Raw genomic sequence first — 15,576 nt, 5'->3', positions numbered from 1 at the left:
TAATCTTTTTACTCGGCTATCTTATAATTTTCCTGGCATCAGCTTTTAGCGCGTCAATTTGTAGTGCTGATATCACAGGGCCACCGCTAAGGTGGCAGTGCAACATAACACTGATATCAACCAGTAGGTCTGCAAAAGCTATGGCTTGGCTTTGTGGCTGAGTATTTTCAGCTGGTGTAGCGATAATTGTTATTAACTCATTTAAAAAGGGTATGAAATTTTCAACCTGCTTGATTGGTTGTGAATTGTCCATTAGCTATCATCCCTTGGCGTTTTATTAACGAAGTTATCGATCATTTCTTGTTCACTAAGGCTTTCTACATTGGGGCGTTCAGTCGCAGTGCTTTTCCCCGCACCAAGGCTGTCATTCTCGAAAGTATCTTGAGATGTTCCAGCATTCATTCTTGATTGCGTGCTTTCACGAATAGAAGAAGCAATTTTACCGCCAGTGGTTCCTGAAACTTCATGCTGCACTGAATCTCTTATTGAACTGGCTTTCTCTTGCATGGTATCACGAGCCGCATCAGCTAGATTAGACCCCATAGATTTAGCAAAACCTCCTGCTCTTCCCATTGCTTCTGAAAAGTCACCTCCTGACGAGCTACGTCCTTCACCACTTGGGCTACTACCAGCGTCAATGCTTTGTTGCGCTGATTCAAATGCTGCCTGAAGCGCTGATGTGCCACCTGCGGCACTGGTTGCTGCCGATATTGCTCCTGATGCAGCTGTAGCAACTGCGGTACCGGCCATGCTTGCAGCACCCATTACAGCCCCAGCCCCAAAAGTGCCGATACCACTTTGTATCGACCCAGAGCCGACTATACCTGCCAGTAGCGTTGGAATTTTGTTGATGAGAGCATATAAAATGACTGTGACAACTAGCATTACAGCCATTTCTTTCAAACTGATGGTATCACTCAACTTTGAGTAATATTCATCCAGAAATGTTTTGCCAATACCAACCAGCAAAATCATCATCATTAGCTGTATTCCGACTCCCACTACTGTTTTGTAGTAGTTAATTGCGATGTCTGATGTCCACCGACTACCACCGAAACCCAGTAGAAAAATACCGGCGTATGCAAGTATCCAACTGGTCACGAGCAGTAGCAGCATTTGTACACCTATTAGCGTTAAAATCAGTAATGTCGCTAGCGAGAAAAGAATGGCGCAGGTTGCATCGACTGGTGCCCAAAAAGTTGACTGATCAAACGCACGAAAGAGAATATCAAACCCCATATCAACAATATCGTAGGGCTGTAGTTGGCTACCTAAGCCAGCGGCTTCAGCTCCGATCATTTGAGTCGATTTAATGATCGACATTGCTATTGAAGGGGCATTAACCAATATCCAGAAAAAGAAGCCAGTGGCAGACAGAAAACGTAATGCTTCTGCGAAGAACTCCTGAATATCTGCTTTTCTTAATGCCATCATGCCAAAAGTCCAAACCATACTTAATAAAGCCATTTCCCAGAATAACCATGAAGCGTATTGAACCATGACAGCCCCCCAACCACTGGCGGCGCTCTGAAAGCGGTCTAATACCGTATTCATTATCCCTGAGTTATCAATTGCTGCTGTGGCGTTAACGGAATACCACATGAGGAAACTGGCTAACGCTAACATCCATTTAGAACATATTTTCACTTTCATTTTATTTGCTCCATTACCAACTTTGGGAAGGGCTTTTCTTGAATTCGCCCTTACGAAGACATTTGGAAGCTAGCTCCCGACGTTGGGGGGAGTCCTCCATGTGGCGCACAACACTGCATGACTGATTGTTTTTTGAGTTATCGCATCCGCTAAGGACTAATATCGCAACTGCAAAACCGATTTTTATGATCATCGTGTTGTCCTCACCAGCTTCCAGGGGGGCTTTTCTTAAATGAGCCTCTGCGTAGATGAAGGGAAGCTGCTGCTTGCTGGGCTTCCCTATCGGTAATAACTGCGGAACGGGTGGCATCAGCATTTTGTTGGGCGACTAACAGCCCCCTGATTTGCAGTAATTGATTAGTTTGGGCACTGGCTAACTGATTGGCGTACTGGATTGCAGCCATCTGTCCAGTCGCGCCCTGAGCTTGTTGCTGTAAGTGGACTAATTGGCGTGCATCATTTTGTAAGGCGGTTTGTTGCTGATCTACACCACGAAGCACCGCATCATTGGCCCTCTTTTGTGCTTCTGAGCCATAGGTTTGCGAATTCAGCATGATTTGCATCTGTTCGGGTGTGCAGCTATTGCTGCTGAAGCAGGGGGATGTCCGGTAAAAATTGATGTTCTGGTATTTAGCCAAGTAAGCATCAATGTTGCCGACCTGCTGTTTGTAGTAACTCAGAGTATCAATTGCGCCCATCAGTTGATTGATGGTGCTGTTGGCCTGATCCCAGATATATGCCGCAGGTGCTGCGGTGTTTTGCAGCATGTTTTCGTACTGCTGTAATTGGGTTTTATATTGCTCAATTTGTTTTAGTGTTTGAGCCACGCTTTCCATCGCGGTCATGATGTTTTGCGAGAGGTTGGTGGCATCCATCACTGGGATACCCGCCGCTTGAATCTCTGAAACAGGGAAAACGGCAGTTGACGCCATGAAGATGGCCAATGTGAACTTGGTTGCTATCGCTAACTTAGTGCAATGCATATTTTTCTCCGCTGTGATGAGGGCATGTGTCGGGAGATAACAGGCCCAATACTTTTGCCTCGCAGAGCAAGATCCCCGTTGAGCGCCGAAGGTGCGAATAAGGGAGAGTGAAGATTGATAACCAGCTTGCTGGTTAGCTAACTTCACCTATCTTGCCCTCGTATCTGCCAGTTTGTTTTCAAGACATATTTCTCAATCAAGATAAAACCAAGATTCGAGCAAGATAAAACCGAGATAGAACCAAGATGAAATGAAGATTAATCCAAGATATATCCAAGAAAATTAAATAAGATATAAATATGAGCAAACGATATATCGTAATTTAACTTTTCATGGTGATAGAAAGTCGCCTGAAATTACCTCTGAAACTGTTTCTGTTGGGAAATACATTCTTCTACCGACATAAAATTTCTTGTCATTTAACTTCTTGGCCCAAGGCTCTTTGGGTTGCAATAACGCCATTCTTAGACCTTCTGGTTTTCTACTTAAAATGGCCGCGAGTTGCTCCAGTGTTATCACTGCTCCATGTGTTTCAATCAATATATCGAAATTACTTTTCATAAACTTGGCTCAATTAACATTGGATGATTTATTATTATCTGGACTTGGTTAGTTTGCATGGTAGTATTATTTAAAATTCCTACACCTTATGAGTGAACTCACTATATGTTTTCGAAAAAAGAGTTAATCGAAAGGGATAAGGTTCGTACTACTTTTCTGATGCAAGAGTTAATGCGAAGAACTAATACAACCAATCCAAATCAATTCGCCAAATGGTTTGATCTGCGTACTGAGAGTATGAGAATCGATGGGAAAGAGATTCCTGAAACAACAACTTCGAAGAAGTGGTATCCGATAGCTAAAGGCGATCAATCTATAACAAAGAAGACCTTAGCTGATCTCAAAATGTTCTTTGATGACATAGAGATAGTGTACCAATATGGCCCAGGAGGGCTGTGGGCGGCTCTGTGGGGGCATACCAGCCAATTGGTGGCCTGTATGCGAACGCATCCAATGATATCGGCGTCATCACCACTAAAAGAGTTTTCAACGGCAATAACCATATCGGCAAATTTGGGTTATACAGAGACATTGACCATTGCAGATTTAGCCAGAGCTGTAGCGGCTTATAGATTTCACTTAATAACAGACAGAAAAACTCAACTTGAAGGTGTAGGTATTTATATCTGTGATGTCTATTTTAAAAATGTTCGTAATATCTTAAATAGTGAATTATTAACTCCAGAACTTATTGAGTTAGACCTTTTATCCACTATAACGAGCGAAATTGATAAATTAGAATTAGAGAGCAGAAAAGATGATAAATATAACTCATCTTTTAATATTGATTCATTTTGCCAGCAAAACTTAAATTTTAGCCGCTAAAATTTAGCATTATGATAGCAAAATAAAATCCTTAATAAGTTGCCTTTGATTTTAACTTTTAAAATTGGATTGCATTCTGTGCTACAGAAATTGCTTTGCAAAAACTCAGCACTATAATTGTTAGTGGGTTAATACCTGCCTGTCCTCTCGAAATTTGGTTTCTTCCGCCGAAGTATGTTGATAACTAAACTAGAGAGGACTCCTTTATTTATCATCTCAGAGCGGTGGGTTTCGATATTTCCCTTGTGCTAAATCGGACAGCCAATCACAAACATCCTTTGATGGAACTCCAACCCCTGTCATTTGAAAGTTTATCCAGGCATCTAGTGATGCAGCCTTGATCGATTCCCGCCTTTCCTCTTGTTCTACATAGCGCGTAATAGCCTGCGTCAATAACCAGTGTATTGAGCGGTCTTTCGTGAGAGCAAGCTGCGCCAGTCTGTCTTTCATTTCTGGGGCGATCTTGACTGATATCGTCTGTTTCATCTTGATCAACCTACTGTGGGGATTCGCGTTAGCTTCATCATAGCGCCTTTCTCTGGCGTAAAACGTCTTGAAACGGGATTTTAGTCGCCACTCTCACTCTCAAACCTGCGTTTGTTATCTCTGATTTTTCTCTAAGTCAGGGTAGTTATTGGTAGAAATAAGGTAGAGGGAATTTCGCTGCTCTGGAAAGCAGGCTACATGCGGGCTGCGGAGAATTCGGCGCGACGCAGCAGCGATAAAGCGCGATGCAACAGCGACAAAGCGCGACGCAACAGCGATAAAACCGCGACGCAACAGCGAGCCATAATTACGAATTTTTTAGCCTGCGCCACACAGTCTGAATATTGCCTTTTTTACTTTTCTCGATCCGGGCTTCCGTTATGATTTTAAGGCGAGTTAATTCTTTCATGGCCTTAACAATGGCTGGTTTGAAATCTCTGAGGCGACCAGTGTAAACAAACTTCTCTTTAAGCCATTCAAGAGAATAGTATTGAATCTCATCACTAGATGTGGAAATCAGCCGTTGTAGTGATTTGGCCATATCTTGTTTATGACCAATTTTTAGCCGTTTACTCCAATCAATAAGGGAGTATTCATTATTTCTATACATAAGGCTCCAACGAGGGTCTATACGAAGTATATGTTTTTGAGATTTATCATCATAATCAAAGGAGTTAATCAAATGTAACTCCGAGTTTTTCCCGATAGTTAGTATCCTTTGGCTCCTATTACATTTGAACTGAATGGATAGTATGGCTAATACCAATTTCTCCATACTTTTGTGCAACCACTCGTAGTTTGTTCCGGTTGTCGTGCGACCGATAGCTTGAAGGAACTTTGAGCGATTAATTTCTACAGGGTGGCCCAAAGGGAATTTTGATGCTTCAAACATTACCTGCATCCAAACATCAGCCTGAGATTCATCAAGTTGTTCACCTGAGAACTTAATTACAGCATCTTGACGGCTGACGAGAGTTACATCGCTATATATCTGCTTCGGCTTGGTTCCTATAGGTGCAAAAAGGCTTGAGCGAGCTATATGATTTGGCATGGTACGATAAAGCTCACCAATTTCTGGGAGATGAGGGGGCATTAACTGCCTATCGTTAGTCTTTTCCTTATTTCTCTTTGGCGAGCTGGCTTGCAGCGTTCTAACGCGAGTGAGAAGGGAAGGCTTAACGTCAATATCACTCACCAGATTATCGTCCGGTTTTAAGAGCTATCGGCAGTACCGATCTTTTTTTGTTGCGGGCTATTTGCTCCGCTTTTGTTGGGCGGCCACGTTTGGCAGGAACAACAAGATTAATTGAGCTAGGTAGGGGAGGTTGCTGTGGAGTACACACATGGCCAGCCAACCATTGTTCTACATCTTCCAAGCGCCACAATAAGCGCTTAGTATTGGGTAATCGGCAGATAGGTGGTAATGAAATAGGATTGCGTGTGGCATCGCTGCGGATACTGGCCACGGTTTTATGGATGATTTTAGAAAGTTGTTCGGCGGTCATTAAGTCTTGCATAAGCACTCCATCTTGCGACCATGCTTCTTGCATTGGATCGCATCGGGTTTCAGATGAGTGCAATATTTGCAGAGTGATTAAAAGACATCGCGGTAGAGGAACAGGAAAAATCTTACACTAAATCTTGATGTTACTACGCCACAATCTTGCCACACTTATAACGCACAATACTGCAATTTAACCTCGTGTTCTGCAATTCTTTGTTTGTATAATATTTTGATTTTTATTGAAAATATAGTGTCACCCCCAGTTCGCACCAGAGTTTAAAGTGGCTTTGCCAATGCGCTGATCAGCCGTCTGGAAAAGAAACTCATCGCCCGCGGCTGCCCAAAGCTGAATATCATGGTGCGCGAAGATAATGATGCGGTGATCGGCATGTATGAAAAGCTGGATTACGAAACCCAAGACACGATTATGTTGGGCAAACGGCTGATTGTGGATCAGGAGTATTGAGGGTTTAGATTATTAAATTTAATTTAAAACCGTACTTTTTATTCAATAGTCGTAGTGACTGAAATGGCTCAGGCATCCAATGATATTAGTGAGTGATGTTATTATGTGGAGTCGCAAGTAGGTTGGTTGCGACTCCACTTACTTTCAGATGGCTTATTTAATCTTAGTGATATTTTTCACATCAACTTCCACAGAGTTCCAGTCTTTATCCACTTTCCCTTCGATTTGGACCTTATCTTGCGGCGTGATGGTTTGGCCTTTCCAGCGTTTGCTATCAATATCGACAGTAATAGTGCCAGTGCTATCGCGGAAAGTATAAGTATCATGGCCCAGGCGCTCGGTAATATTCCCTTGCAAGGTAACATGGGCATCATCACGCATGGTTTTCACTTTATCTACCGTGGTGTTGCTGGCATTGGGCCCTGAGAACCCACCTTGAGCGGCAGGCTGAGTCTGCGTTATGGCCGGGCCGTCAAAACCACCTTGCGCTGCGGTTGACGCACTTTGTGCCAGGAATGGTGTGCTGCATAACATAACCAAGGTTGCAGCTAAGGTTAGTTTCTTCATTTTATTGCTCCTTCAATGAATGAATTATTGCAGAGGCGTTGTTAGCCTCGCTACCCAATACTAGACCAAAATGACGTTAGAATTTGCCTAATAAGTGATTAATACATTGCGAAAAATGACTGACTGTTGAGTATAAATGGGGATAAAGTCTATTTTATCAAGCTGATTGGCGGCATTTTCTTCTGTGAGTGAATTCGTTTGATGACACCGATTATGGGAAAGAATGATGAAAGCCGGTAGTGTGAGGGCACTTTTTCAGCCGGCCGGACTCCAATCTCTGGTTATCATTTTCAACTGTCATGCTTTTGTTTCCGTGCAGGGTCTTTTTTGCAGGAAAACTGATGGGATGCGGTGGTTTTTTTAGGAGCTTTAGATGAATATTCGCCCACGATTGTCTGGGATGCGCTGGTTATTGCTGGGGGCCCCTTTGTTGCTGGCCGGTTGTTCAGCTACCTCTGGTTTTTCTTGGTCAAGTTTGTCTCCGCTGAATTGGTTTGGCAGTAGCAGCAGTATGCAAGTTACCGATAACGGTGTTGGGGGTATCACGGCCAGTACGCCATTGAGCGAAAATGAGATTAAAGAAGGGCTGAAAGGTGATTATCGGCTGCGCAGCGGTATGGCAACTAATGATGGCAAATTAGTATCTTTCTATCAGGCAATGAAAGATGACCAAATTAAGTTGGTTATCTCTGGCCAGCCCAAAGGCACGGTAGAGCGCATTGATGTTATGTATAAAGATATTCCGAGCCAATGGGGTGTCAGTATCGGCACGCCATTTAGCCACTTATATAAAAAAGCCTTTGGTGTTTGCCGCCAAGGTACGGGTGATGATAGTGCGCAAATAGAATGCGCTGCACCGGACAGCCAACATGTTAGCTATTTATTCAATGGTGACTGGCATGGTCCGGAAGGCCTAATGCCATCTGACGATACTCTGCAAAGCTGGAAAGTTAGTAAGATTATATGGCGCGCTAAAAGCGAATAAATATTATTCTCTTTCTATTATTAAGGCGCGGCTTATATCTGGCGCCTTAATAACAATCCTCCTCTTAATAACAATCCTCCTCGCTCAAACCCCTCGACCCCTGCTCAGTTTTATTTTGCGTTGACGCAAGGTTATTTTAATCGCTTCAGCTATGATATTCGGCATAATCAATATTCGCTGTTAGTGAGGAAGTAACATGACTCAAGTTCAGAGTGGCATTTTGCTGGAGCATTGCCGTTTTGCCATTTTTATGGAAGCAAAAGTGCAGGGCGAATTTGACGCCATTCGCCAAGGGTGTAAAAAATTCTGTCAGGCATTGCAAGAGTTACAACAGCAATTCCCCAATGAGCATTTAGGCGCAGTTATCGCTTTCGGTTCAGATATTTGGCATGACTTGTCTAATGGTCAGGGCGCGAAAGAGTTAAAGCCTTTTACCGCATTGGGCAAAGCGCCGATGATTGCTCCTGCCACCCAACGTGATTTATTAATTCATATTCAGTCATTACGCCAGGATATCAACTTCACTTTGGCGCAAGCTGCTGTGGCTGCGTTTGGTGATGCTATTGCAGTTGAAGAAGAGACTCATGGTTTCCGCTGGGTTGAAGAGCGTGATTTTACGGGCTTTATTGATGGTACTGAAAATCCACAAGGTGAAAAACGACCGGAAGTGGCTGTTATTGCTGATGGCGAAGAAGATGCGGGCGGCAGTTATGTCTTGGTTCAGCGCTATGAACATGACCTGAAAAAATGGCAACGTATTCCAGAACATAAACAAGAACAAATTGTAGGGCGTACCAAACATGGCAGTGAGGAATTGCCTTCAGATCAACGCCCCGATACCTCTCACGTCAGTCGGGTCGATCTTAAAGAAAATGGCAAGGGGCTGAAAATCTTGCGCCAAAGTTTGCCTTACGGCACTGCCAGCGGTAAACATGGCTTATATTTTATTGCCTATTGCGCACGGCTGCACAATATCGAACAGCAATTACTGAGCATGTTTGGTTCAATAGACGGTAAGCACGATCTGTTATTAGGTTTTAGTAAGCCAGTAACCGGCAGTTATTATTTTGCGCCATCGCTGACTAAATTATTGTCTTTATAAGTGCAGTTGTTCTGAATGAAGAAAGGCCAGTTTCCCGGCCTTTCTTTTTTTGTGATGAGTTATGTATTGCAATTAAATCGCGATGGCATCACGCATTCTGTTTACTACAGTCTGTTTCTGTTCTTTGGTCAGTGCGCGCAATGGTAAGCGCGGATTACCGGCATCAATACCGTGTAATTGCATTGCGGCTTTACCGGCAGCAACGCCACCAAATTCAACCAAAACACGAATAAGGGCAATCACCTGATCCATTCCGCGCTGAACGGCAACCTGATTACCAGCATTAAAATCAGCAATGATTTTATGGAATAGCGGTGCGGCGTAATTATAAGTACTACCGACTGCGCCAATAGCGCCCACAGCCAGGCCACCCGGTAAGTGTTCATCTACCCCGAATGGAATATCAAATTTACCGCCACTGACGCGCAGACAGCGTTGGAATTCATACAAATCTGCATTATTGAATTTAATCCCTGACAAATTTGGGATTTTTGATTCAGCTTTGATGAGGAATTGTTCCATATCCAAATTCACACCAGACATTCCGGAGTGATAGTAATAGAAGCCTTTTGATGGTGCGGCGGCGGCGATTGCCTGACAATAAGCAATTAAATCATCAAGATTACCTGGTTTAAAGAAACAAGGGCCGATGGCTGAGGTCGCGAAAATATCCAGTGTTTCGGCATGACGCGAAAGATCGACCGCATCTTTAATGCTCAGTGCGCCAGTGTGTAAGGTAATGCTCAGTTTACCCTGTGCGGCTTTTACCCAGCGCTCGGCAATTTTTTTGCGCTCTTCTACCGAGCAATGAATACCTTCACCCGTGGTGCCACACACATAGACCCCTTTCACACCATCATTCACCAGATGCTCGGCAATTTGGTCGATGACGGGATAATTGACTTCACCCTGCTCATCAAAGGGAGTGTGCGGAGCTGCGATCAGGCCGGTTAACTTTTTCATACGCATCCTTAATAAATCAGAGAGAGTGGGGGCATGGTTAGCCAAAATAGTTTTGAGTACCAGCGACATCTTGTTGTGCCATCAGCGACTCGTTAGTTTTGCTGCTTCGTGTTCTTGTGGCGCATGTTGAATCGCTTCACAGAACCAACCGCAAATATGTTCTATACGCGTGATGGCAGAGCCGACGGTTACGGCATAAGCACCGGCAGATATTGCCGCCGCCGCCAGTGCTGGCGAGTTGTATCGGCCTTCAGCAATCACCCTACAGCCCGCTTGGGATAACTGTTTTACCAGTTCTAAGTCCGGTTCAGTAGGAACGGGGGTTTGGGTATAGCCGGATAATGTAGTGCCGATAAAGTCGATACCTAAGCGGTATGCCAACAGGCCATCTTCAATATTAGATGCATCCGCCATCGCCAGGCAGCCCGTTGCCTGTACCCGCTGGAATAAATCTTCCACTGAAACCGGGCGTGGGCGGCTGGTGACGTCAAAAGCGATAATATCGGCTCCGGCAGCACTTAACGCATCGACATCTTCCAGCCATGGCGTAATTCTGACTTCAGAATCGGGTAGATCGCGTTTAATAATGCCGATAATTGGCGCATCAGTAACCCGACGTACCGCTTCAATATTACTAATGCCCTCAACACGCAGACCTACTGCGCCGCCTGCCAGTGCTGCCAATGCCATTGCTGCGACAATTTCTGGTGTATCCATGGCACTGCCAGGTACGGGTTGGCACGAGGCGATAAGGCCATTCTGGAGCTGGTGGCGGAGACGACTTGTTTTGCTTAGGTTTAGATTGCTCACGGTCTTTAGCTCCGATTGAATATTTTAAATGAAGTTTTACTCCGTTATGTTAGATCTTTTATCTGTAGGGTGCAATGGTCACCTTTCATAAATCGAGTCTAAAAGTGTTTGTTGTGGAGCATTACTCCAATATTGAAATAATAATGGAGTTATGACTAAAAAATTGTCATAGTCATCCTATCAACATCATTACAGGTACAAGAGGGTTGCGCCAGATGGGAAAAGTGTTGGCACTGGATATCGGTGGAACAAAAATTGCGGCGGCGGTGGTGACTGAAAGCGGTATGTTGGTTGGCCGTCAGCAGGTGGCGACACCACGTGGCGGGGCAGCACAACTGGCGCTAGCGCTGGAAACGCTGATTACACCTTATCGACATCTGGTTGATTTTATTGCTGTTGCCTCAACCGGTATCATTAGTGATGGCCGTCTGACCGCGCTTAATCCCGCCAATTTGGGCGGCTTAGCAGATTTTCCGTTACAAGAATGCATCCAATCGATCGCTGATTTACCTTGTGTGCTGCTTAATGATGGGCAGGCGGCAGCCTGGGCTGAATATCAGGCATTAAGTCATGATGGCGACAAGCTGATATCGATAAACAATGAGATTTCGATAAACAATATGATGTTTGTGACGGTTTCCACCGGAGTGGGCGGCGGCATTGTGTTGAATAAAAAACTGCTGGTCGGTAATCACGGACTGGCGGGGCACATAGGTCATACGCTGGCCGATCCTCATGGTTTGTTGTGTGGTTGTGGTCGTAAGGGGTGTGTCGAGAGTGTGGCTTCCGGTACGGCAATCGGCGCGGAAACCTTGGGCTGGAAGCAACCGGTGACTGCCGCCAAAGTGTTTGAGTTAGCACAACTTGGCAATGTTCCTGCGGAAAACATTATTAACCGCTCCGCGACCGCCATTGCCCAGATGCTGGCAGACATGAAAATGGCGCTGGATCTGGAAGTGGTCATTCTGGGCGGCAGTGTCGGGTTGGCCCCGGGGTATTTAGAGCGGGTCATTGGCGCACAAAAAACCTTGCCACCAATCTATCGTGTGCCGCTACAAGCAGCTTATCACCGGCAGGATAGTGGGTTGTTAGGTGCAGCATTATGGGCCAGATCATCACTGAAGCCATAACATCAAAACAAAAATATTGAGGTCAATATGATCAGCGGATCGTTAACACAAACAGCTTTTTTCAGCGGATTACCAGAACGTCTGCAATGGGTTTTAGCCTATTTGGCTAAGACGCCGTTGGCTCAATTGAGTTGCGGGCGTCATGAAATAGACGGCGAGCTTATTTTCATGAATGTGATGGAGTTCGATACTCAACCGGCTGAAAATAAGAAAGCTGAAATGCACCAAACTTATGCTGATGTGCAACTACTTATCAGCGGCGTTGAAGGGATTGAATACTCGGTATTGACACCCACCGAGCATCTTGAGCCTTATCATGCCGACGATGACTACCAGCTTATTGCTGAGATTCCAGATAAAAGCCAATTACGCATGTTACCGGGGATGTTTGCGGTATTTCTGCCGGGTGAACCGCATAAGCCGGGTTGCCAAATCACCGGTTCTGGCGCTATCAAAAAAGCAGTGGTGAAAGTTCACCATTCTTTATTGTGAAGAAACTATCTCTATGATTTTCATATAATAAGAATGCACGTTATCTTTGACATCTTCCCCGGCCCCCCGGGGTTTTTTTATTGATCTCACCCCGCACAATACCGCCATTCTTCTTCACGAAATGGGCCAGTTATGTCATGATGCGCCGCAGAACTGTCTCCTGTCCGTCAATTCTCTTTCCCTTGAGGTGTCCGCGTGAAAACTGGTGCCCCCCGTTTTAAGCCAGGTAAAATTCTTGATGCCTTGGGTGCGATGCAAAATAGCCTGACCCGCTCAGCGCAGCGTATTGCTGCCTATATTCTGGCAGAACCCGCTAAAGTGACTCAGCTTTCCATTGCTGACCTTTCTGCGCTGACACAAGCCGGTGAAGCCACGATTATCCGTTTTTGTCGCACACTGGGTTACAAAGGGTTTCAGGATTTCAAAATGGATTTGGCCATTGAGGTGGCAACCCGCCATAACAATGAAAACAGTCTGTTAGATGCGGATGTGCAAGAGGGGGATGACACGTTGGCGATTGGCAATAAATTGCAATCGGCGATTAATAATGTGTTGTCTGAAACCCTGAATCTGTTGTCTATCGAGAGTGTCGAGCAGGTGGTTAAGCTATTGCGCCCGGCTGATCGTATCTGCATTTTTGGTGTCGGTTCATCCGGTATCACTGCGGAAGATGCCAAAGGTAAATTAATGCGTATCGGATTACGGGTCGATGCGGCCACAAATAATCATTTTATGTATATGCAGGCTTCTTTGATGCGCCCCGGTGATGTAGCAATTGGTATCAGCCATTCGGGAACCTCAGCTGAGACGGTACATGCATTAAAGCTGGCGAAGCAAGCCGGGGCCACCACGGTGGCACTGACGCACAATATGGGCTCCACCATTACTGAACTGGCGGATTACGTGCTGATTAATGGTAACCGCCAGGGGCAGTTGCAAGGGGACTCCATTGGCACCAAAATCGCGCAATTATTCGTGCTGGATCTGATTTATGCCTTGCTGGTCAAAGCTGATCCGGCTCAGGCAGAAAGCATTAAACGTAAAACAACCCAAGCCGTCAGCCAAAATGGATGACCGGTAATCCATTTCTGCTACCACAGTTAACCACTGCTGCGGGGATCTTCCGTCAGCGGTGGTAAATACCCCGCATCCTGTTGCTTATCTCTCTCACCTCAGCATTTCGCCATCTTTGTCACGTTTTAGACACATTGTGATTGAAATAGCGGGCTGATCTTATACACTCAAATGGAGTTTTACTCCTTCTGTTGATTTTATTTGGAGTTAAACCACATAAATATAAATGTGGCGAAAACCGTCTGGTAGTGACAGATTAAGTGATGCTAAACAATCAGTTGCTATGGTTTACCTGCCGCGAGGAAAACAGTTTCTGCCAGTGAACTTGGCTGGTGGTGGAGAGAGAGCGACGCTATGAGCACTTCAGTACAATCTCGTGGAGACAAACCATTGCGCTGGTATAAGCAGCTTACCCCTGCGCAATGGAAGGCATTTATTGCCGCCTGGATCGGTTATGCCCTGGACGGCTTTGATTTTGTTCTTATTACTCTGGTTCTGACTGATATTAAACAGGAATTTGGTCTGACGCTGATTCAGGCTACCAGTCTGATTTCAGCTGCGTTTATTTCACGTTGGTTCGGTGGTTTGGTACTGGGTGCGATGGGTGACCGTTATGGCCGTAAATTGGCCATGATCACCAGCATCGTGTTGTTCTCTTTCGGTACGCTGGCTTGTGGTTTAGCGCCAGGTTACACCACGCTGTTTATCGCCCGACTGATTATCGGTATCGGGATGGCGGGGGAGTATGGCTCCAGTTCTACCTACGTGATGGAGAGCTGGCCTAAGAATATGCGTAACAAAGCCAGTGGCTTCCTGATTTCTGGTTTCTCTATTGGCGCGGTCTTAGCCGCTCAGGCTTACAGTTATGTGGTTCCGGCATTTGGCTGGCGTATGCTTTTCTACATTGGTTTGCTGCCGATTATCTTTGCTTTGTGGTTACGTAAAAATCTGCCAGAAGCTGAAGATTGGGAAAAAGCACAAAGTAAACATCAGCAATCTAAGCAGGCTAAAGACCGTAACATGGTGGATATTCTGTATCGCAGCAACTTGAGCTACCTGAATATTGCGCTGACCCTCTTTGCTGCCGCCGCGCTCTATGCTTGCTTCACCGGCATGGTATCCACCCCTGTAGTGGTGCTCCTCGGTATCCTTTGCGCCGCAGTATTCATCTACTTTATGGTGCAAACCAGTGGTGATCGTTGGCCGACCGGTGTGATGCTGATGGTGGTGGTGTTCTGTGCTTTCCTCTACTCATGGCCGATTCAGGCACTATTGCCCACATATCTGAAAATGGATTTGGGTTATGACCCGCACACCGTGGGCAACGTATTGTTCTTCAGTGGGTTTGGTGCCGCAGTGGGCTGCTGTGTTGGGGGTTTTTTGGGTGATTGGCTCGGCACGCGTAAAGCCTATGTCACCAGTTTGCTGATTTCACAGTTACTGATAATCCCACTGTTCGCTATTCAGGGCAGCAGCATCCTGTTCCTCGGTGGGTTACTGTTCTTGCAACAAATGTTGGGCCAGGGGATTGCCGGGTTGTTACCAAAACTACTGGGCGGTTATTTTGATACGGAACAACGTGCGGCAGGGTTGGGCTTTACCTATAACGTCGGAGCATTGGGTGGGGCATTGGCACCGATTCTGGGCGCTTCAATTGCTCAACATCTCAGCCTCGGTACGGCATTAGGTTCACTCTCATTCAGCCTGACATTTGTGGTTATTCTGCTGATTGGTTTTGATATGCCATCCCGTGTGCAGCGCTGGGTGCGGCCATCAGGTTTACGTATGGTGGATGCCATTGACGGCAAACCATTCAGTGGCGCTATCGGCCCAGTGGCTGCCAGTGTGGTGACGCAGAAATAATATTTCTACCTAAGAACGCCTTTTTATCGCCCGGTGTAGTTTAGCCGGGCTTTTTATTGACCAGATATAAGTGAAATAGGCGGCTGGCGACCTGCGCGGTGACTGGCTTAGA

At 45.6% G+C, this 15,576-nt stretch carries 18 protein-coding genes and 1 pseudogene; 8 read left to right on the top strand and 11 right to left on the bottom strand.

Going from position 1 to position 15,576, the window contains the following annotated elements; all coding sequences use genetic code 11:
• Nucleotides 1–16: 16 nt before the first annotated feature.
• The 5 genes from FTB31_RS04935 to FTB31_RS04915 form a co-directional block, all read right to left on the bottom strand.
• Nucleotides 17–253: a hypothetical protein gene (locus FTB31_RS04935; protein WP_100191312.1), complete on the bottom strand. Its 237-nt coding sequence runs from the start codon at nt 251–253 to the stop codon at nt 17–19.
• Complete coding sequence (trbL, locus tag FTB31_RS04930; RefSeq protein ID WP_100191311.1) at nt 253–1,653, bottom strand: P-type conjugative transfer protein TrbL; 1,401 nt, start codon at nt 1,651–1,653, stop codon at nt 253–255. Before trbL ends, FTB31_RS04935 begins: the two co-directional genes overlap by 1 nt.
• Before the next feature lie 13 nt (nt 1,654–1,666).
• Entirely contained in the window at nt 1,667–1,846 is a 180-nt protein-coding gene (gene trbK / locus FTB31_RS21565; RefSeq protein ID WP_227731162.1) for an entry exclusion lipoprotein TrbK, read from the bottom strand.
• 10 nt (nt 1,847–1,856) lie between these two features.
• Entirely contained in the window at nt 1,857–2,636 is a 780-nt protein-coding gene (gene trbJ / locus FTB31_RS04920; RefSeq protein WP_046050486.1) for a P-type conjugative transfer protein TrbJ, read from the bottom strand.
• 330 nt (nt 2,637–2,966) lie between these two features.
• Entirely contained in the window at nt 2,967–3,197 is a 231-nt protein-coding gene (locus tag FTB31_RS04915; RefSeq protein ID WP_011815845.1) for a hypothetical protein, read from the bottom strand.
• A gap of 105 nt (nt 3,198–3,302) precedes the next feature.
• Here FTB31_RS04915 and FTB31_RS04910 point away from each other — a divergent pair, with 105 nt between their 5' ends.
• Nucleotides 3,303–4,022, top strand: a complete 720-nt coding sequence (locus FTB31_RS04910; protein ID WP_050164063.1) for a hypothetical protein — start codon at nt 3,303–3,305, stop codon at nt 4,020–4,022.
• A gap of 216 nt (nt 4,023–4,238) precedes the next feature.
• On the opposite strand, the gene FTB31_RS04905 is transcribed toward FTB31_RS04910, so the two are convergent.
• The 3 genes from FTB31_RS04905 to FTB31_RS04895 all read right to left on the bottom strand — a co-directional run bounded on the left by FTB31_RS04905 (nt 4,239) and on the right by FTB31_RS04895 (nt 6,025).
• The gene (locus FTB31_RS04905) at nt 4,239–4,508 is read right to left on the bottom strand and encodes a CopG family ribbon-helix-helix protein (protein WP_083163381.1); all 270 of its coding nucleotides are present in this window, start codon (nt 4,506–4,508) and stop codon (nt 4,239–4,241) included.
• 307 nt (nt 4,509–4,815) lie between these two features.
• Nucleotides 4,816–5,703 (bottom strand): plasmid replication initiator TrfA, encoded by an 888-nt coding sequence (gene trfA / locus FTB31_RS04900; protein ID WP_227731161.1) that lies wholly within the window; start codon nt 5,701–5,703, stop codon nt 4,816–4,818.
• A 4-nt stretch (nt 5,704–5,707) separates the two neighbouring features.
• Entirely contained in the window at nt 5,708–6,025 is a 318-nt protein-coding gene (locus tag FTB31_RS04895) for a DNA-binding protein (protein WP_227731160.1), read from the bottom strand.
• A 270-nt stretch (nt 6,026–6,295) separates the two neighbouring features.
• Between FTB31_RS04895 and FTB31_RS04890 the strand changes: the two are divergent.
• Nucleotides 6,296–6,478, top strand: a pseudogene (locus tag FTB31_RS04890) (GNAT family N-acetyltransferase); the annotation flags it as partial.
• A 153-nt stretch (nt 6,479–6,631) separates the two neighbouring features.
• Here the strand turns inward: FTB31_RS04890 and FTB31_RS04885 are convergent.
• The gene (locus tag FTB31_RS04885) at nt 6,632–7,045 is read right to left on the bottom strand and encodes a YgiW/YdeI family stress tolerance OB fold protein (RefSeq protein ID WP_227720065.1); all 414 of its coding nucleotides are present in this window, start codon (nt 7,043–7,045) and stop codon (nt 6,632–6,634) included.
• A gap of 373 nt (nt 7,046–7,418) precedes the next feature.
• On the opposite strand from FTB31_RS04885, the gene FTB31_RS04880 reads away from it, so the two are divergent.
• Together FTB31_RS04880 and FTB31_RS04875 are read left to right on the top strand one after the other, a co-directional pair.
• Nucleotides 7,419–8,030, top strand: a complete 612-nt coding sequence (locus tag FTB31_RS04880; protein WP_227731159.1) for an RpoE-regulated lipoprotein — start codon at nt 7,419–7,421, stop codon at nt 8,028–8,030.
• 196 nt (nt 8,031–8,226) lie between these two features.
• Nucleotides 8,227–9,132, top strand: coding sequence for a Dyp-type peroxidase (locus FTB31_RS04875; protein WP_227731158.1), 906 nt, complete (start codon nt 8,227–8,229; stop codon nt 9,130–9,132).
• A gap of 72 nt (nt 9,133–9,204) precedes the next feature.
• On the opposite strand, the gene FTB31_RS04870 is transcribed toward FTB31_RS04875, so the two are convergent.
• Nucleotides 9,205–10,095: a dihydrodipicolinate synthase family protein gene (locus tag FTB31_RS04870; protein WP_077294592.1), complete on the bottom strand. Its 891-nt coding sequence runs from the start codon at nt 10,093–10,095 to the stop codon at nt 9,205–9,207.
• Nucleotides 10,096–10,176: 81 nt separating this feature from the next.
• Nucleotides 10,177–10,905: an N-acetylmannosamine-6-phosphate 2-epimerase gene (locus tag FTB31_RS04865; protein ID WP_227721983.1), complete on the bottom strand. Its 729-nt coding sequence runs from the start codon at nt 10,903–10,905 to the stop codon at nt 10,177–10,179.
• Nucleotides 10,906–11,120: 215 nt separating this feature from the next.
• Here FTB31_RS04865 and FTB31_RS04860 point away from each other — a divergent pair, with 215 nt between their 5' ends.
• From FTB31_RS04860 to FTB31_RS04845, 4 genes are all read left to right on the top strand, one after another.
• On the top strand, nt 11,121–12,035 hold the full coding sequence (locus FTB31_RS04860; RefSeq protein WP_050076273.1) for an N-acetylmannosamine kinase: 915 nt from the start codon (nt 11,121–11,123) through the stop codon (nt 12,033–12,035).
• Nucleotides 12,036–12,062: 27 nt separating this feature from the next.
• Nucleotides 12,063–12,527 (top strand): N-acetylneuraminate anomerase, encoded by a 465-nt coding sequence (gene nanQ / locus FTB31_RS04855; protein ID WP_050076272.1) that lies wholly within the window; start codon nt 12,063–12,065, stop codon nt 12,525–12,527.
• A 195-nt stretch (nt 12,528–12,722) separates the two neighbouring features.
• The gene (locus FTB31_RS04850) at nt 12,723–13,601 is read left to right on the top strand and encodes a MurR/RpiR family transcriptional regulator (protein WP_005164882.1); all 879 of its coding nucleotides are present in this window, start codon (nt 12,723–12,725) and stop codon (nt 13,599–13,601) included.
• Nucleotides 13,602–13,955: 354 nt separating this feature from the next.
• Nucleotides 13,956–15,464: an MFS transporter gene (locus FTB31_RS04845; RefSeq protein ID WP_050076271.1), complete on the top strand. Its 1,509-nt coding sequence runs from the start codon at nt 13,956–13,958 to the stop codon at nt 15,462–15,464.
• Nucleotides 15,465–15,576: the final 112 nt, after the last annotated feature.

Source organism: Yersinia proxima, from assembly GCF_902170785.1.
Lineage (GTDB): Bacteria > Pseudomonadota > Gammaproteobacteria > Enterobacterales > Enterobacteriaceae > Yersinia > Yersinia proxima.
The sequence above is the reverse complement of the archived record's forward strand: the minus strand, read 5'-3'. Positions and strand labels throughout refer to the sequence as shown.